General features: G+C 56.3%; 18 protein-coding genes. 12 read left to right on the top strand and 6 right to left on the bottom strand.

Annotation, left to right across the window (positions count from 1 at the left end; genetic code table 11):
• Nucleotides 1–3 precede the first annotated feature (3 nt).
• From K6L24_RS01560 to K6L24_RS01570, 3 genes are all read right to left on the bottom strand, one after another.
• Nucleotides 4–873: a phosphoribulokinase gene (locus tag K6L24_RS01560; RefSeq protein WP_062747579.1), complete on the bottom strand. Its 870-nt coding sequence runs from the start codon at nucleotides 871–873 to the stop codon at nucleotides 4–6.
• A gap of 65 nt (nucleotides 874–938) precedes the next feature.
• The gene (locus K6L24_RS01565; RefSeq protein ID WP_062747576.1) at nucleotides 939–1,166 is read right to left on the bottom strand and encodes a YheU family protein; all 228 of its coding nucleotides are present in this window, start codon (nucleotides 1,164–1,166) and stop codon (nucleotides 939–941) included.
• Nucleotides 1,166–2,182, bottom strand: coding sequence for a hydrolase (locus K6L24_RS01570; protein ID WP_118665359.1), 1,017 nt, complete (start codon nucleotides 2,180–2,182; stop codon nucleotides 1,166–1,168). Before K6L24_RS01570 ends, K6L24_RS01565 begins: the two co-directional genes overlap by 1 nt.
• A gap of 60 nt (nucleotides 2,183–2,242) precedes the next feature.
• Between K6L24_RS01570 and K6L24_RS01575 the strand changes: the two genes are divergently transcribed.
• The 5 genes from K6L24_RS01575 (at nucleotide 2,243) to tauD (ending at nucleotide 6,593) form a co-directional block, all read left to right on the top strand.
• Nucleotides 2,243–2,845 carry a LysE family translocator gene (locus K6L24_RS01575; RefSeq protein ID WP_062747572.1) on the top strand — a complete coding sequence of 201 codons (603 nt, stop codon included), beginning with the start codon at nucleotides 2,243–2,245 and terminating at the stop codon, nucleotides 2,843–2,845.
• A 328-nt stretch (nucleotides 2,846–3,173) separates the two neighbouring features.
• Nucleotides 3,174–4,151, top strand: a complete 978-nt coding sequence (gene tauA, locus K6L24_RS01580) for a taurine ABC transporter substrate-binding protein (RefSeq protein ID WP_062747570.1) — start codon at nucleotides 3,174–3,176, stop codon at nucleotides 4,149–4,151.
• 14 nt (nucleotides 4,152–4,165) lie between these two features.
• Nucleotides 4,166–4,933, top strand: coding sequence for a taurine ABC transporter ATP-binding subunit (gene tauB, locus K6L24_RS01585; RefSeq protein WP_222681888.1), 768 nt, complete (start codon nucleotides 4,166–4,168; stop codon nucleotides 4,931–4,933).
• Entirely contained in the window at nucleotides 4,930–5,757 is an 828-nt protein-coding gene (gene tauC / locus K6L24_RS01590) for a taurine ABC transporter permease TauC (protein ID WP_191927945.1), read from the top strand. The genes tauB and tauC overlap by 4 nt, the downstream gene beginning before the upstream one ends.
• Entirely contained in the window at nucleotides 5,754–6,593 is an 840-nt protein-coding gene (tauD, locus tag K6L24_RS01595; protein ID WP_062747564.1) for a taurine dioxygenase, read from the top strand. Before tauC ends, tauD begins: the two co-directional genes overlap by 4 nt.
• 82 nt (nucleotides 6,594–6,675) lie before the next feature.
• Here tauD and K6L24_RS01600 read toward each other — a convergent pair whose 3' ends face one another.
• Nucleotides 6,676–7,401, bottom strand: coding sequence for an NUDIX hydrolase (locus K6L24_RS01600; RefSeq protein WP_062747562.1), 726 nt, complete (start codon nucleotides 7,399–7,401; stop codon nucleotides 6,676–6,678).
• Between the two features lie 211 nt (nucleotides 7,402–7,612).
• On the opposite strand from K6L24_RS01600, the gene prs reads away from it, so the two are divergent.
• Complete coding sequence (gene prs, locus K6L24_RS01605) at nucleotides 7,613–8,488, top strand: ribose-phosphate diphosphokinase (protein WP_137269248.1); 876 nt, start codon at nucleotides 7,613–7,615, stop codon at nucleotides 8,486–8,488.
• Nucleotides 8,478–9,965: a nicotinate phosphoribosyltransferase gene (locus tag K6L24_RS01610; protein WP_062747558.1), complete on the top strand. Its 1,488-nt coding sequence runs from the start codon at nucleotides 8,478–8,480 to the stop codon at nucleotides 9,963–9,965. Before prs ends, K6L24_RS01610 begins: the two co-directional genes overlap by 11 nt.
• A 46-nt stretch (nucleotides 9,966–10,011) precedes the next feature.
• Here the strand turns inward: K6L24_RS01610 and K6L24_RS01615 are convergent, their stop codons facing one another.
• Nucleotides 10,012–11,913 (bottom strand): ABC transporter ATP-binding protein, encoded by a 1,902-nt coding sequence (locus K6L24_RS01615; protein WP_222681889.1) that lies wholly within the window; start codon nucleotides 11,911–11,913, stop codon nucleotides 10,012–10,014.
• A gap of 125 nt (nucleotides 11,914–12,038) precedes the next feature.
• On the opposite strand from K6L24_RS01615, the gene kefG reads away from it, so the two are divergent.
• From kefG to slyD, 4 genes are all read left to right on the top strand, one after another.
• A complete protein-coding gene (gene kefG, locus K6L24_RS01620) occupies nucleotides 12,039–12,590 on the top strand; it encodes a glutathione-regulated potassium-efflux system ancillary protein KefG (protein WP_062747553.1) in 552 nt (183 codons plus the stop codon).
• Nucleotides 12,591–14,396, top strand: coding sequence for a glutathione-regulated potassium-efflux system protein KefB (gene kefB, locus K6L24_RS01625; RefSeq protein WP_062747551.1), 1,806 nt, complete (start codon nucleotides 12,591–12,593; stop codon nucleotides 14,394–14,396).
• A 101-nt stretch (nucleotides 14,397–14,497) separates the two neighbouring features.
• Nucleotides 14,498–14,698, top strand: coding sequence for a YheV family putative zinc ribbon protein (locus K6L24_RS01630; protein WP_162901020.1), 201 nt, complete (start codon nucleotides 14,498–14,500; stop codon nucleotides 14,696–14,698).
• 137 nt (nucleotides 14,699–14,835) lie between these two features.
• Nucleotides 14,836–15,384 carry a peptidylprolyl isomerase gene (gene slyD / locus K6L24_RS01635; RefSeq protein WP_062747547.1) on the top strand — a complete coding sequence of 183 codons (549 nt, stop codon included), beginning with the start codon at nucleotides 14,836–14,838 and terminating at the stop codon, nucleotides 15,382–15,384.
• Nucleotides 15,385–15,563: 179 nt separating this feature from the next.
• Here the strand turns inward: slyD and K6L24_RS01640 are convergent, their stop codons facing one another.
• Nucleotides 15,564–15,782 (bottom strand): protein SlyX, encoded by a 219-nt coding sequence (locus tag K6L24_RS01640; RefSeq protein ID WP_062747545.1) that lies wholly within the window; start codon nucleotides 15,780–15,782, stop codon nucleotides 15,564–15,566.
• A gap of 291 nt (nucleotides 15,783–16,073) precedes the next feature.
• Here K6L24_RS01640 and fkpA point away from each other — a divergent pair, with 291 nt between their 5' ends.
• Nucleotides 16,074–16,904 (top strand): FKBP-type peptidyl-prolyl cis-trans isomerase, encoded by an 831-nt coding sequence (gene fkpA / locus K6L24_RS01645; protein WP_062747543.1) that lies wholly within the window; start codon nucleotides 16,074–16,076, stop codon nucleotides 16,902–16,904.
• Nucleotides 16,905–16,925: the final 21 nt, after the last annotated feature.

Genomic DNA, 16,925 nt, shown 5'->3' on the forward strand with positions numbered 1-16,925 from the left:
GGGTCAGCCGATCTTTTTGCCTTCGATAAGGTTCCGGACCAGCGGCCCCATAATCAGCTCCATGGCCAGCCCCATTTTACCGCCCGGCACCACCAGGGTTTTAATATGGGAGATAAACGACCCCTGTATCATCGACAGCAGATAGGGAAAGTCGATGTTCTCCAGCCCCTGGAAGTGGATCACCACAAAGCTTTCGTCCAGTGACGGGATGCCACGTGCGGCAAACGGGTTTGAAGTATCTACCGTCGGCACGCGCTGAAAGTTGATATGGGTGCGTGAGAACTGCGGGGTAATGAAATTGATGTAGTCCTCCATGGAACGTACGACCGAATCCATGACTGCCTCACGGGAATGACCCCGCTCGCCGGTATCCCTGACCAGCTTCTGAATCCACTCCAGGTTAACAATTGGTACGACGCCAACCAGCAGGTCGACTTTCTCGGCGACATTATGCTGTGGAGTCATCACGCCACCGTGCAGCCCTTCATAAAAAAGAACATCAGTGGGCTCCGGAAGCGGCTGCCAGGGGGTAAAGGTACCCGGCACCTGGTTCCACGGTACGGCTTCATCATAGGTGTGCAAATACTTGCGCGACTGGCCTTTTCCGCTGCGGCCATATTCGCTGAAGGTTTCTTCCAGCAGGCCGAAGTCATTGGCCTCCGGGCCAAAATAACTGATGTGTTTCCCCATATCGCGCGCCTTACGGATCGCCATATCCATCTCCGGGCGGGTGAAACGGTGAAAACTGTCCCCTTCGACCTCGGCGGCACGCAGATTAAGCTGCTGAAAAATCTTCCTGAAGGCCAGGCTGGTGGTGGTGGTTCCTGCCCCGCTGGAGCCGGTGACGGCGATAACCGGATGTTTGGCTGACATGACGAACAACTCCCTTCGATAGGTCGGACGGACGGATCATTGTTAACATGTTTCGCCCGCTAAAGTCATCTCTGCTCATCGCGAAACTGGCCGCGCGGCATGATGTTGATGGATTCATGCAGCTCAGACCACACCAGCACCACGTCGCCGCTGTTAAGCTGACGGCGGACATCCTCCACTTTCTGTTTTAACGATCGTTCCTGTTCGCCATAGTCAGTGCCTTCACGCAGCACAAAAGATTCAATGAGGTTATCAAGCGTCTCGGTATCCAGTTCTTTCCAGGGAATAATCATCAGTTGTCCAGCCAGGTAGTTAGCCATTGCGGAATACGCTGTTCCAGCCACATTTGTGGCTTACGCAGCGTTCCGCCTACAAAACCCACGTGCCCGCCGTGCTGCGTTAGCTGATACTCGATGCTGGGAGGCAGCAAAGCGACATCGGGGATCACGTCCGGGGTCATAAAGGGGTCATCTTTCGCATGGATCACCAGCAGCGGTTTGCGCACGTCGGGCAGCAGCGGCATTGCACTGCAACGATGATAGTAGTCAGTGGCATCGACAAAACCGTGCGCGCGGGCTGTGATCGCATCATCAAAATCACGGAGCAGGCGCAGCGCCTTAAGCTGCGTCAGATCGACAGGGAGAGTCCCGGGCCAGGCAATAAGTTTGCGTTCGGCATTTTGCTTCAGCAGACCCAGCAGATAACGCTGATAAACGCGCGAAAAACCCTGTTCCAGGCGCTGACTACAGGGTTCCAGCATCAGCGGGGCGGAAACCACCACGCCAGCGTCCAGCAGGCATGCCTCACCCTGTTTACCCATCAGGCAGGCGAGCATATTGCCACCCAGTGAAATGCCCACCCCAGCCGTCGGGACGGTGCCCCATTCGTCCCGTAACCATTGCAGAAAGTAGCTGGCATCCTCTGTCTCACCGGAGTGGTAAATTCGATTCAGCCGGTTAGGCACGCCGCTGCAGCCCCGAAAATGCATCACGACGCCAAGCCAGCCGCGATTTTTGCATGCCTGAAGCAGCCCATGTGCATACGGGCTGTGAAAACTCCCTTCCAGGCCATGGAACAGCACCACACGCGGTTTGTCACGTGCACCCGCCGGATCTTCGCTCCACGCCAGATCGACAAAATCACTGTCCGGTAAGGTCAGCCGCTGCCAGTGCGGTTGCAGCGTCACCCGACGGCGCAGCAGACGCGGCAAAAGGGTTTGCAGATGGGGATTACTGGCACCGGTCAGGGGACGAAAAACGTCAGGGTTCAGGTGATTAAAATTCATGTGTTCAGAGCTTGTAGGATCCATGGCTCGCTGTTAGCTTCGTCGGGTTGTTTATTTTTCAGGGGGGCGAGGAGCACCCGTTCTATGGAACTGAGTCTGTTTTTATCAATGTTAGGCTTTCTCTGGGTCGCTGCCATCACGCCAGGTCCTAATAATATGTTACTCACCGCCTCCGGTGCTAATTTTGGTTTTCTACGTTCACTGATGCTGCTGATTGGCATTATGATCGGCATGCAGGTGATGCTGCTGATGGTGGCCTTTGGCGTGGGCGGTTTAATCCTGCTTTACCCTTCGCTGCATCTGTTTTTGAAAATTGCCGGCAGCGCTTATCTGCTTTGGCTGGCATGGAAGATCGGCAGCGCCGAGTATGAAAAACTGGAAACCGAGAATGCGCCTGCCGCGCCGATGCCGTTCTGGCAGGGAGGGCTATTGCAGTTGATCAACCCAAAAGCCTGGCTGATGGCGCTCGGCGCGGTGGCCAGCTTCAGTCTGGCGGGCGAAGCGTATCGGGCCTCAGTGATCGCCATCAGTATCGGTATGGCGCTGGTCAACCTGGTGTCCGGGGTGATTTGGTTAGGTTTCGGCACGCTGATTGGCCGCATCCTGCGCAGCCGTCGAGCCTGGACCCTTTTTAACGTGTTTATGGGGCTGCTGACGGCGGCGTGCGTGCTGCTGATCTGGCACTGATCCTGGGGTATCCCCACCCCTTTTTATCGTTAAACCTCCGGCGCCAGGTCTGAGGCCAGTCTGAGCACGTCGGGCCGACAAAAGAAGTCACCCTGCTGACTTCGTTACACGCCATCGCTGGCGAGTGACGTCGGGTTTACCTCAGGCTGGCCTCATCCCTGGCTATCATTGCGCCCGCTGTGGATAAACCCACTTTTCAGCTAACCAATCCACCATTTCTCCTAAGCAAATTTTGATATAAAAAAGAATTTTTAATTACTTTATTACGATGCTCGCGCCCGGTTACAAAGGAGGTGTTCACCGACAACAATCATCTCTGGAGCGGGCTATGGCAGGTAAATTCACACTTTCAATTTTGGCAGCGGCACTGTCACTGACAGCACTCAGCGTTCAGGCAGTAGAGGTGACTGTTGCTTATCAGACCTCAGCAGAGCCAGCAAAAGTGGCCCAGGCTGATGACACCTTTGCCAAAGCGAGCGGGGCGAAAGTGGACTGGCGTAAATTTGACAGCGGTTCCAGCGTGATCCGTGCGCTGGCGTCGGGTGATGTGCAAATCGGCAATATCGGCTCCAGTCCGCTGGCCGTTGCCGCCAGTCAGCAGCTGCCGATCGAAGTATTTCTGCTGGCTTCTCAGCTTGGTAATTCCGAAGCGCTGGTGGTGAAAAAAGAGATTAAAGACCCGAAGGATTTGATCGGGAAGCGTATCGCCGTGCCGTTTATCTCTACCACGCATTACAGCCTGCTGGCGTCACTGAAACACTGGGGTATCAAACCCGGGCAGGTGCAGATCATTAACTTGCAGCCCCCGGCGATTCTGGCGGCCTGGCAGCGCGGGGATATTGATGGCGCTTACGTCTGGGCTCCGGCAGTCAATCAACTGGAGAAAGACGGTAAGGTGCTGACAGACTCCGCTCAGGTAGGGAAATGGGGTTCGCCCACGCTGGATGTCTGGGTGGTACGTAAAGACTTCGCCCAACAGCATCCGGAGGTGGTAACCGCCTTTGCCCGTAGCGCGCTGGACGCCCAGAAAGCCTACCTCGCTGACCCGCAGCAGTGGCTGAAACAGGAAGAAAACCTTAGCAAGTTGTCGCGTTTCAGCGGCGTACCGGTTGCCGACGTGCCGGGGCTGGTGGAAGGCAATACCTACCTCACGGCCAAAGAACAGGTCGCGCAGCTTAACGGCCCGGTGAATAAGGCGATTGTGGATACGGCACAGTTCCTCAAAGCACAGGGCAAAGTACCGTCGGTCGCGACGGACTACAGCAGCTACGTGACCGACCGTTTTGTCAAACCGCTCGCCCAATAACCGGAGTCGCCGCCATGCTGTCAGTCTCTCATCTTCGCGCCAGCTATGCAGGACAGCCGGCCTTACAGGATATCAACCTGTCGATCGGCAACGGAGAGCTGGTGGTGGTTCTGGGGCCGTCAGGCTGTGGCAAGACGACGCTGCTGAACCTGATTGCCGGGTTTATTCCGGCAGATGGCGGCAGCATTACGCTGGACGGGCAGCCGGTAACCGGGCCGGGGGCAGACCGCGGCGTGGTGTTTCAGCATGAAGGGCTGCTGCCGTGGCGCAATGTACTGGATAACGTGGCCTTTGGGCTGCAGCTGGCGGGGATCGAAAAAGATGCCCGCCGCAGGGTGGCCGTGCAGATGCTGAAAAAAGTCGGGCTGGAGGGCGCGGAGAAGCGTTTCATCTGGCAGCTGTCCGGCGGGATGCGCCAGCGGGTAGGGATTGCCCGTGCGCTGGCCGCCAATCCGCGCCTGCTGCTGCTGGACGAGCCTTTCGGTGCGCTTGATGCGTTCACCCGGGAGCAGATGCAGGAGCTGCTGCTGACATTATGGCGGGACAGCGGCAAGCAGATCCTGTTGATTACTCACGATATCGAAGAGGCGGTCTTTCTCGCCAGCGAGCTGATCCTGCTGTCGCCCGGGCCGGGGCGCATTGTGGAACGGCTGTCACTCGACTTTGGCCGCCGTTACGCAGAGGGCGAAGCCTGCCGGGCGATCAAATCCGATCCGGCCTTTATTGAGCGCCGTGAATACGTGCTGGGTCGTGTCTTTCAGCAGCGCGAGGTGTTTGCATGAGCTCACTGATTAATGAAAAAAGCCCGGTTCGCCGCCCGCGGTTGCGCTGGCCGCTGTCACGCGCGCTGACGCTCAGTGTTGCCACACTGCTGGTACTGCTGACGATATGGTGGGCAGTGACCGCTTTACACCTGATTGCACCGCTGTTTCTGCCGCCGCCGCAGCAGGTTTTACACCAGCTGCTGACCATCGCCAGCCCGGTCGGCTTTATGGATGCCACGCTGTGGCAGCATCTGGGGGCCAGCCTGACACGCATTGTCATTGCGCTGCTGGCGGCCACGCTGGTTGGCGTGCCGATCGGGATCCTGATGGGGCTCAATGAGACGATCCGCGGGATACTTGACCCGCTGATTGAGCTGTACCGCCCGGTGCCGCCGCTGGCCTATCTGCCGCTGATGGTGATCTGGTTTGGCATTGGCGAAACCTCGAAAATTTTACTGATCTACCTGGCGATCTTCGCGCCGATAGCGATGTCCGCCCTGGCTGGCGTGAAAAGTGCTCAGCAGGTGCGCCTGCGTGCGGCGCGTTCGCTGGGCGCCAGCCGCTGGCAGGTGCTGTGGTATGTGGTGCTGCCCGGCGCCCTGCCGGAGATCCTGACGGGTATTCGTATTGGCCTGGGCGTCGGCTGGTCGACGCTGGTGGCCGCTGAACTGATCGCCGCCACCCGGGGGCTGGGCTTTATGGTGCAGTCTGCCGGGGAGTTTCTGGCCACCGATGTGGTGCTGGCCGGGATTGCGGTGATTGCCCTGATCGCCTTTGCGCTGGAGTTGGGGCTCCGCGCCCTGCAGCGCCGTCTGACCCCCTGGCATGGAGTACAACAATGAACGAACGTATTAAAATTCAGGCTCTTGGCCCTTATATTGGTGCTCAGGTCAGCGATATCGATTTGACCCGCCCGTTAAGTGATGCCCAGTTTGAGCAGCTGTATCATGCCCTGATCCGTCATCAGGTTCTGTTCCTGCGCAACCAGCCGCTGACCCCGCTGCAGCACCGTCAGCTGGCGGCACGCTTTGGCGATCTGCATATTCACCCGGTCTATCCTCATGCGCCGGACGTGGAAGAGATCATCGTGCTGGATACTCACGACGATAACCCGCCTGATAACGATAACTGGCATACCGACGTCACCTTTATTGAAACCCCACCCGCCGGGGCGATCCTCACGGCACAGCGACTGCCGGAAACCGGCGGTGATACGCTATGGGCCAGTGGTATTGCGGCTTATCAGGCATTATCTGAGCCGCTAAAAGTACTGCTGAACGGTTTACAGGCGGAGCATGATTTCCGTAAAGCGTTCCAGGAGTACAAATATCGGGCGAGTGAGGAGGAGCATCAGCGCTGGCTGCAGGCGGTCGCGAAAAATCCACCGGTATTGCATCCGGTGATCCGCACCCACCCTGTTAGCGGCAAGAAGGCGCTGTTCGTGAATGAAGGCTTTACCACGCGTATTGTCGGGCTGAAAGAGAAGGAGAGTGAGGCGCTGCTGAACTTCCTGTTCGCACACATCACCAAACCGGATTTCCAGGTGCGCTGGCGCTGGCAGGTGGGTGATGTGGCTATCTGGGACAATCGCGTGACTCAGCATTATGCCAATGCGGATTATTTACCGGCCCGCCGCATTATGCACCGCGCCACTATTCTCGGAGATAAACCCTTTTAAACTTTCTGTGGCAGGCTGCGACAGCGTTGCAGCCGCCATTCGATCTCCCCTGGCGCTGGTATTGTCATTTCCGGACCGCTGCTTATTGATCGCTCATCAGGTTACGCGAGAAGTTATGGATATTGACGCCGGGTTTCATGCGGTAAAGCTTGGCCTTGCGTGCGCCGGTCGCTACGCTTTCCCCGGTTTCTTCAAACATCTCTGAGGCTTCAAAGCGGCGTATCAGGCTTTTACGCTGAACCGGGCGGTCGAGGATGGTCTCCGTCACCTCCTGCAGTTGGGTCAGGGTAAACGCGGCGGGCAGGCAGTATACCGGCAGCAGGGAGTAGAGCGTTTTCTGCCGCAGTCGTTTCAGCGCGTCAGCAATGATCTGCTGGTGGTCGAAAGCAATATCGCTGCGCGATGCCAGTCCGGCCAGCGGTTGCCACTGCGCGTCGCTGACGTCATCACTTTCTGCCTGACAGTCCTCTGCGGCGATCAGCGCATACCACGCGGTGGTCAGACTCCAGCCGCGCGGGTCACGTTCAGGCCCGGAGAACGTCGCCAGCTGTTCAAGCCACGGTGGATTGACGGTGGTTTTCTCACGCAGCTTGCGTAGCGCGGTTGCCCGCGTGGAGTCATCCTTCTGCATATCGATAAACCCCCCGGGAAGCCCCCACCAGCCGCGCTGCGGGTGATTAGCGCGCTGTACCAGCAGCACGCACAGCTGCTCCTGCCATAACGTAAACAGCACGCTGTCGACGGTGACAATCGGGGAGGGATAGCGTGAGGCGTCGTAGTGCGCCAGATATTCGTGTTCTGATGACATGGTATTACCTGCAGGAAGTGTCGCTCGGACACAATAGCAGTCCTGGCGGGGTGATTCAATGAAACAACGCCGAAGGATAAATTAATGTTACAGTAAATCAACGCGTTATTAACTTCATTCGCGTCAGCGTAATTTTTCGCTTGTTAATTATTGTCGCATGGACAATTATATAAGTGTCCTTGTGACATTAATTAAGAAAAAGGGGTCGGTGATGATGATACTGCAATTAACGCTTGATGGTCAGGCTGTCGCGCTGGAAACAGGGCGTTTTCCTGATGGGGCGGTCTGGGGACGGGTTTCTGCCCCGCTGGATCCCCGGGCTGAAATCCTGACGCTGCGTGCCAGCGGTATGCAGACGATGGACGATTTAATGCTGGTGGCGCAGGTGCTGGATGCGGTACGTCAGCGCTGCCTGCTGCGTCAGGCCACGCTGGAGCTGCCGTGGCTGCCATATGCCCGCCAGGATCGTACCATGCGTGACGGGGACAGCTTTGCCCTCAAGGTCTTTGCCGGTTTTCTTAATCAGCTGCGCTTTGACCGTGTAGTGGTGCTGGATCCCCACAGCGATGTGGCCGCCGGGGTGGTTGACCGTCTGGTCGCTATTCCCCAGCATCGTTGCCTGGTGCACAGCCGCAGCCTGCGCTCAGCCCTAGAGCAGGGCATGATGCTGATTGCCCCGGACGCCGGAGCACTGAAAAAAATTCATTCTCTGGCACAGCAGGTCAGTGCCAGAGAGTACGGCATTCTCGGTAAACATCGCGATATTGCCAGCGGCGCACTGAGCGGTTTTGAACTGCTGAAAGGCGACGTGACGGGAAGGGATGTCCTGATTGCCGACGACCTGTGTGATGCCGGAGGCACTTTTATCGGATCGGCCACAGTGTTACGGGCGGCTGGCGCACGTTCTGTTAGCCTGTACGTCACGCACGGACTGTTCAGCAAAGGTGTCGATCACCTGCTGAGTCAGGGTATTGACCGCATCTGGACCACCACCTCGCTGGCCGGAACCGGCCAGACTTCGGCGCGTGTTGAGCTGATTGATATTGAAACCATTTACCGCAGTGAAGGAGCAACACATGCAAATTAATCCGATTCTGGCTATCGACGGTTACAAAACTTCGCACCGTGAGCAGTATCCTCAGGGGACGAACCGGGTCTACTCCAACTTCACACCGCGTGGAAATCGCTATTTTCAGTCGCCGCTGCCGGATGATTCGCTGGTGTTCTTCGGCCTGCAGGGGTTCTTACAGTGGTTTATGGTCGACCTGTTTAATGACAAATTCTTTGCCCAGCCGGAAGAGCAGGTGGTCGGGGAGTATCAGCAACTGATGGACAGTTACCTCGGGAAAGATAGCGTCAGCGTTGAACACATCCGTGCCCTTCATCGTCTTGGCTACCTGCCGCTGGCGATTAAAAGCCTGGATGAAGGCAGTAAGGTGCCGATGAAGATCCCGGTGCTGACCATCACCAATACCGTGGATGAGTTCTTCTGGCTGGTCAATTATCTGGAGAGCGTGATGTCGGCGGAGCTGTGGAAGTCGTCCACCAATGCCACGGTGGCACACCACTATCGCCAGATCTGTCAGCGGTGGGCAGACCGCACCTGTGACGATATGGCACACATTGATTTTCAGTGCCATGACTTCTCGTTTCGGGGCATGTCCGGGCTGCACGATGCCGCACAGTCCGGTGTTGGCCACCTGCTGAGTTTTACCGGAACTGACAGCCTGCCGTCGATCCTCTACGCGCAGCAGTACTACACGCCGGCGGCAGGGACATTTATCGCCGGGAGTATCCCCGCCACTGAACACAGCGTGATGTGCATGGGGGAAGAACAGGGTGAGATCGCCACCTTCCGTCGCCTGCTGACGGAGCTGTATCCGGCCGGGTTTGTCTCGGTGGTGTCGGACACCTGGGACTACTGGAAGGTACTGACGGAATACAGCCGTGAGCTGAAGCCGGAAATTATGGCACGTGAGGGCCGTCTGGTCTTCCGCCCGGACAGCGGGGACCCGGTGGCGATCCTCTGCGGCAGCGGTGATGATGCGGATCGCGATCCCTCACGCAGTGCTGAACAGAAAGGCTCGGTAGAAGTGCTGTGGGAGATTTTTGGCGGCACGGTCAATGCCAAAGGTTACAAAGTGCTGGATCCCCATGTTGGACTGATCTACGGCGACTCGATTACCCTGGAACGCGCCGATCAGATCCTCAGCCGCCTGGAGGCAAAAGGTTTTGCCAGCAGTAATGTGGTGTTTGGCGTGGGGTCTTACACCTACCAGTACAATACCCGTGATACTTTCGGCTTCGCGATGAAGGCGACCTACGGCGAAGTGAACGGGGTGGGCCGTGAGATTTTCAAACAGCCGAAAACGGACAACGGCATGAAAAACTCTGCGCGGGGCCTGCTGCGGGTGGAGAAAGATGATGAGGGGAAATATTGTCTGCTGGACAGTCAGAGCTGGCAGCAGGAGCAGGGCGGAGAGCTGAAAATCCGCTTCCTGGATGGCAAGCTGCACAATGTTGAGGACCTGACCGCACTGCGCCAGCGGCTGGCGGCGGAGTAACCTTAGAAGAGCGCGCCGGGACGATGAACCATCGTCCCGGCGTCATTCAGGCATTCATGATCGACTCTAACTCTTCCTGGGCTTCCAGCCATTCCATTTCGCACGCTTCCAGCGCTGATTTCGCCGTTGCCTGCTGCTGCAGCGCGGCGGTCAGATCGGCTTTACAGCTCTGCTCGTAAATCGCGCTGTCAGACAGCTTATTTTCGGCATCAGCCAACTGGGCATTATGCTTTTCCATCTGCTTTTCCAGTTTCTCAATCTGCTTACGCAGTGGCTGAGTCTGGGTGCGCAGTTCAGCATCCCGGCGCTTCTGATCTTTACGCGCCTGAGCGCTGTTCGCACTGTCGGCCTTCGGGGTGGCATCAGTACTGGCCTGCCGTTGCTGGTCACTCAGCCACTGCTGATAATCTTCCAGATCCCCTTCAAAGGCTTCCACTTTGCCATCGTGCACCAGATACAGGTCATCCGTGGTGGAGCGCAGCAGGTGGCGGTCATGCGAAACGACAACCAGTGCGCCTTCAAAATCAATCAGCGCTTCGGTCAGGGCCTGGCGCATATCGAGATCAAGGTGGTTTGTCGGTTCATCCAGCAGCAGCAGATTCGGGCGCTGCCAGACCACCAGAGCCAGGACCAGGCGTGCTTTTTCGCCCCCGGAGAAACGGCGTGTCTCCTCGCTGACCTTATCACCCTGGAAACCAAAGCCGCCGAGGTAGTCACGCAGCTGCTGTTCCAGCACCTTCGGGGCCAGACGCACCAGATGCTGAAGGGGAGACTCATCGGCGCGCAGAAACTCCAGCTGGTGCTGGGCGAAGTAGCCAAGCTTAATACCCTTCGCCAGGCCGATATCGCCCTGCAGCGGTGCCAGTTCGCCTGCCAGCAGCTTGATCAGGGTCGATTTACCCGCTCCGTTACGCCCCAGCAGGCCAATGCGCGATCCGGGCACCAGGTTCAGTTTTATGGAGTTGAGGATCTTCCTGTCACCGTAGCCCGCGCTGACCTTTTCCATTTTCAGCAGGGGATTAGGCAGGCTTTCCGGTTCGCGGAAGCTGAAGGTAAACGGGTTGTCGACGTGGGCCGGTGCAATAAGCTCCATACGCTCCAGCGTTTTGATGCGGCTCTGTGCCTGCTTCGCTTTACTGGCTTTCGCCTTAAAGCGGTCAATAAAACTTTGCAGGTGCGCCACTTTCTGCTGTTGATGTTCAAACATCGACTGCTGCTGAGAAAGGCGGGTGGCGCGCTGGATCTCGAAGGAGCTGTAGTTACCGGTATATTCAAAGATCGACTGTTGTTCAATATGCAGGATTTTATCAACGACCGGATCAAGGAAGTCACGGTCGTGTGAGATCAGAACCAGCGTGCCGCTGTAGCTTTTCAGCCAGCGTTCCAGCCAGATCACCGCATCGAGATCGAGGTGGTTAGTCGGTTCATCCAGCAGCAGCAAATCAGAACGGCAGATCAGCGCCTGCGCAAGGTTAAGACGCATACGCCAGCCGCCGGAGAAATCGCTGACCGGGCGCTGCAGCTGTTCCTGGGTGAAACCAAGACCGTCAAGCAGGCTGGCCGCGCGAGACTGAATGGTCCAGGCCTGAACCGCATCCAGCTTGCCGTGCAGCGTGGCGATAGCGTGGCCGTCGTTGATCTCGTTGGCCTGCGCTAATTCAGACTCCAGCTGACGAAATTCACGGTCACCGTCGATAACATACTCGATGGCAGGAATGTCCAGCGCCGGCGTTTCCTGATTCACCCACGCGAGTGACCAGGTCCCCGGATAGCTGAAGCTGCCAGCATCGGCGCTTATCTCGTTTTTCAGCAGGGCCAGCAGCGTGGATTTGCCGCAGCCGTTTTTGCCCACCAGCCCCACTTTCTGACCGGGATTAATCGTGGCTGTTGCGTTGTCCAGCAGTACGCGGACACCGCGACGAATTTGTAACGAGGAGAATACAATCATAAGCGCCGTAAGTTCAGAGTATGTTAAATTACACCATCATAATCAGTTTTCGGAATCACAGAGTTCCGTTGCGTCGAGCATGGTAGCGGAAATCTCCGGCTATGACGACGATTTGGAGGGGAATGATGTCGCAGCCGCCTAAAGTCCTGCTGTTGTATGCCCATCCGGAGTCTCAGGATTCGATTGCTAATCGCGTTTTGTTACAGCCGGCGCATCATCTGGAGCATGTGACGGTGCACGATCTGTACGCACACTATCCTGATTTTTTTATTGATGTTCACCGTGAGCAGCAACTACTGCGGGAACACGACGTCATCGTTTTCCAACATCCTCTTTACACCTACAGCTGCCCCGCGCTGCTGAAAGAGTGGCTGGACCGCGTGTTGTCGAGGGGTTTTGCCAGCGGCCCCGGCGGTAACATGCTGGAAGGAAAATACTGGCGCAGCGTGATCACCACCGGTGAGCCCGAAGCGGCCTACCATCAGGAAGGGCTGAACCGTTATCCGATGTCGGACATTATGCGTCCGTTCGAACTCACGGCACAGATGTGCAGTATGCACTGGATGACGCCCATGGTGATTTACTGGGCGCGACGCCAGTCTGCTGATGTCATGAAAAATTATGCCCGCGCCTATGGCGACTGGTTGTCTAACCCGTTGCCACACGGAGGAGTGTAGATGGAAGGTCAAAGTCTTCTGACCGCAGGCGTGGTGTATCTGTTTGCGGCGGTGATTGCCGTGCCGATTGCAGCGCGTCTGGGTATCGGCGCGGTATTAGGCTATTTACTGGCCGGGATTGCTATCGGCCCCTGGGGGCTCGGGTTTATCAGCGACGTTGATGAAATCCTGCACTTCTCGGAGCTGGGCGTAGTGTTCCTGATGTTTATCATCGGGCTGGAGCTGAAACCCTCCAAGCTGTGGGAACTGCGAAGGTCAATATTTGGCGTCGGTGCTGCCCAGGTGATCCTCAGCGCGCTGGTGCTGGGAGGGTTACTATGGCTGACCGATTTCTCCTGGCAGGCAGCGATCGTCGGTGGCATAGGCCTGGCGATGTCATCGACCGCGATGGCCTTACAGCTCATGCGCGACAAAGCGATGAACCGCAATGAGTCCGGGCAACTTGGCTTCTCCGTGCTGTTGTTTCAGGATTTGGCGGTTATTCCTGCGCTGGCGCTGGTGCCCCTGCTCGCCGGCGGTGACAGCGGGCATACCGACTGGATGAAAGTCGGTATGAAGGTGCTGGCCTTTGGTGGCATGCTGGTCGGGGGTCGTTATCTGCTGCGGCCAATCTTCCGCTTTATCGCCGCCTCCGGCGTCCGTGAAGTCTTCACTGCGGCCGCTCTGTTGCTGGTGCTGGGTTCTGCCCTGTTTATGGATGCACTGGGGCTGTCGATGGCGCTCGGTACCTTCATTGCCGGTATCCTGCTGGCCGAAAGTGAATATCGCCACGAGCTGGAAATCGCTATCGATCCGTTTAAAGGACTGCTGTTGGGCTTGTTCTTTATTTCGGTGGGGATGGCGTTAAACCTTGGCGTGCTCTATACCCATATCATTGAAATCCTCATCGGTGTTATCACACTGGTGGCAGTGAAAACCGGCGTGCTTTATCTGCTGTCGCGCATTTACGGCCTGCGCAGTTCTGAACGATTGCAGTTTGCCGGGGTGCTCAGTCAGGGCGGGGAGTTTGCTTTCGTCCTGTTCTCGGCGGCGGCCTCTGCAAAACTGTTCAGTGGCGATCAGATGCCCCTGCTGCTGGTGACGGTGACGTTGTCGATGATGACCACACCGCTGCTGATGCAGGGGGTGGATAAGATCCTCGCACGGCGTTTCAATGAGGTGGATGACAGCCAGGAAAAACCGTTTGTTGAAGATGATAAACCGCAGGTCATTGTGGTTGGGTTCGGCCGCTTCGGGCAGGTTGTTGCCCGCCTGCTGATGGCCAACGAAAAACGCATTACGGTCCTCGAACGCGATATCAGTGCGGTCAGCCTGATGCGTAAATATGGTTACAAAGTGTATTACGGTGATGCGACTGAACTGGAGCTTCTGCGTGCCGCAGGGGCAGAAACGGCCCAGTCGATCGTGATAACCTGTAACGGCCCGGAAGATGCGATGGAGATTGTTCATCTCTGTCAGCAGCACTTCCCGCATTTGCAAATTCTGGCCCGTGCCCGTGGCCGCGTTGAGGCACACGAACTGCTGCAGGCGGGAGTCTCACAGTTTTCTCGTGAAACCTTTAGCAGTGCGCTGGAGCTGGGCCGAAAGACGCTGATGACGCTGGGCATGCACCCGCATCAGGCGTTTCGCGCACAGCAACACTTCCGTCGCCTGGATATGCGCATGCTGCGTGAGCTGATGCCGAATCATAGCGACAGTCAGCAGATCTCAAGGGTGAAGGAAGCCCGACGCGAACTGGAGGACATCTTCCAGGCCGAAATGCAGCATGAGAAACGGCAATTTGATGGCTGGGATGAGGCCGATTGATGACATCAGTCGGCCCGCAGGGCGCGGTGCTTCTCTGGCTGCACCCTGCGGCATAACGGGCTGACCGTAACTAAAGGTCATCCCCTTCAGATTTATGGGTGATTAATATGCGTAAACGTTTTATCGCTGGTGCAACCTGTCCTAAGTGTCAGGCAAAAGATACACTCGCTCTGTGGCGGGAAAATAATATCGATGTGGTGGAGTGCGTTAAGTGCGGCCACCAGATGCGCGAAGCCGACAAGCAGGCGCGTGAACAGGTGCGAACCCATGAGCAGGTCATTGGAATATTTCACCCTGAGTAACGTCGGCCGTTCAGCTTTTTTTCAGTTGTTCCTTACAGCCGCGTTGAAATTCGATACAATCGTCGCCACTTAGAGCACCAGGCTGCGAATAACAGTCAATGAATCAGGGCTCAAGCTCTCAACGGTTAGGAGTAATCATGAAAGTAGCAAAAGACCTCGTGGTCAGCCTGGCATACCAGGTACGTACAGAAGACGGTGTGTTGGTTGATGAGTCTCCGGTGAGTGCACCGCTGGACTACCTGCACGGTCATGGTTCCCTGATCTCCGGGCTGGAAAAAGCGCTGGAAGATCACGTGGTAGGCGATAAGTTTGATGTGAATATCGCGTCAAACGACGCATACGGTGCCTACGACGACAATCTGGTACAGCGCGTACCAAAAGACGTATTTATGGGCGTTGACGAATTACAGGTTGGCATGCGCTTCCTGGCAGAAACCGACCAGGGCCCGGTACCGGTAGAAATCACCGAAGTGGAAGATGAGCACGTTGTGGTTGATGGTAACCACATGCTGGCGGGTCAGAATCTGAGCTTCAACGTCGAAGTTATCGCAATTCGCGAAGCGACGGAAGAAGAGTTGGCTCATGGCCACGTTCACGGCGCTGACGGCCATCATCATGACCACGATCACGACCATGACCACGGTCAGGGTGGTTGCGGCACGGGCGGCTGTGGCTGCAGCCACTAATATTCTGCCTTTTTTCGCGCCGTGGCGGCGTTGGCTTCACGTTTGAATCCTGGTCACATAGTTATCTGTGCTGCGGATGTTTTTAAGCCTGGTCGCCTTGCTACAACGCGAAATACTGTGGAATATCAGCAATAAAAGGTCACCTCTGGGTGGCCTTTTTGCTTTTCTGCACAGGGATATTAATAGTGAGGGGGAGGTGTCTCTTCGGACTGATCCGCCAGCATGGAGGGCGCGGCCGCCTTCAACTTATCGGTCAGCAGTCGCATCTGATCGCGCAGACGAGCCATCTCCAGTTCATGCTGTACCACCGTCAGGTTGAGCTCATCAATGGTATGCTCCTGAAACGCCAGTTTGCTTTCCATCATCTCCAGCCGTTGTTCCAGTGCGTGCTGTTGCATTTTGTTTCCTCTTGTTACTACCGGCCCCGCTTCAGAGCTCGTGAATTTTCTGATTCTAACGGTAAAATGCAGGCAGAAGTAAGAGTTATGGCGTAAATTGGCCGCCAGAGGTTGAAAAGGCGCTGGATTGTCACCACACCGGTGTTGAAACTTTCGGATAATCACGCGGTCGGAAGTTAACTTCGTGTTTTTACGGTGTGATTGTTTTTGTCATCGCGCCACCAGGTACATTACAGACCGCAGGTCTGCAAACGATTTCCGAGGTGAGATGCTTCGGTTTTGGAGAAATGGATGAAATCATTGTTTAAAGTTACATTGTTAGCAACCACAATGGCTGTTGCACTGAACGCTCCTCTGGTTATGGCTGCTGATGCCGTTCCGGTTAAGCCGACTGCACAGCAGCAGGCCCCAAAAAATGCCGCATTTAAAAATGACGACCAGCAGTCGGCATATGCGCTGGGTGCCTCTTTGGGTCGCTACATGGAAAACTCCCTGAAGGAGCAGGAAAAACTGGGTATTGCACTGGATAAAGACCAGCTTATCGCCGGTGTTCAGGATGCGTTTGCGGGTAAAAGCAAACTCTCCGATCAGGAAATTGAACAAACCCTGCAAGCTTTTGAAGGTCGTGTGAAGGGCGCAGCCCAGGCCAAGGTGGAAAAAGACGCGAAAGAGAACGCCGCTAAAGGTGACGCTTTTGCGACTAAATTCGCTAAAGAAAAAGGCGTGAAGAAAACGGAATCTGGCCTGCTGTATCAGGTAGAGAAAGAAGGCACCGGTGAGACGCCGAAAGACAGCGATACCGTGGTGGTGAACTACAAAGGTACGCTGATTGACGGTACGGAGTTCGATAACTCTTACACGCGCGGTGAGCCGCTGTCATTCCGTCTGGATGGCGTTATCCCGGGCTGGACTGAAGGTCTGAAGCACGTTAAAAAAGGTGGCAAGATTAAGCTGGTGATCCCACCGAACCTGGCTTACGGCAAAAATGGCGTTCCGGGTATTCCGGCTAACTCTACGCTGGTCTTTGATGTTGAGCTGCTCGACATCAAACCCGCGGCGAAAGCGGATACTAACGCCGAGCAGGCCGCCCCGGCCGCTGGCGACGCTAAAGCCAAAAAATAAGCTGATAAACGCCACCTCCGG

It is taken from the genome of Erwinia persicina, from assembly GCF_019844095.1.
In the GTDB taxonomy this organism is placed as follows: Bacteria; Pseudomonadota; Gammaproteobacteria; order Enterobacterales; family Enterobacteriaceae; genus Erwinia; species Erwinia persicina.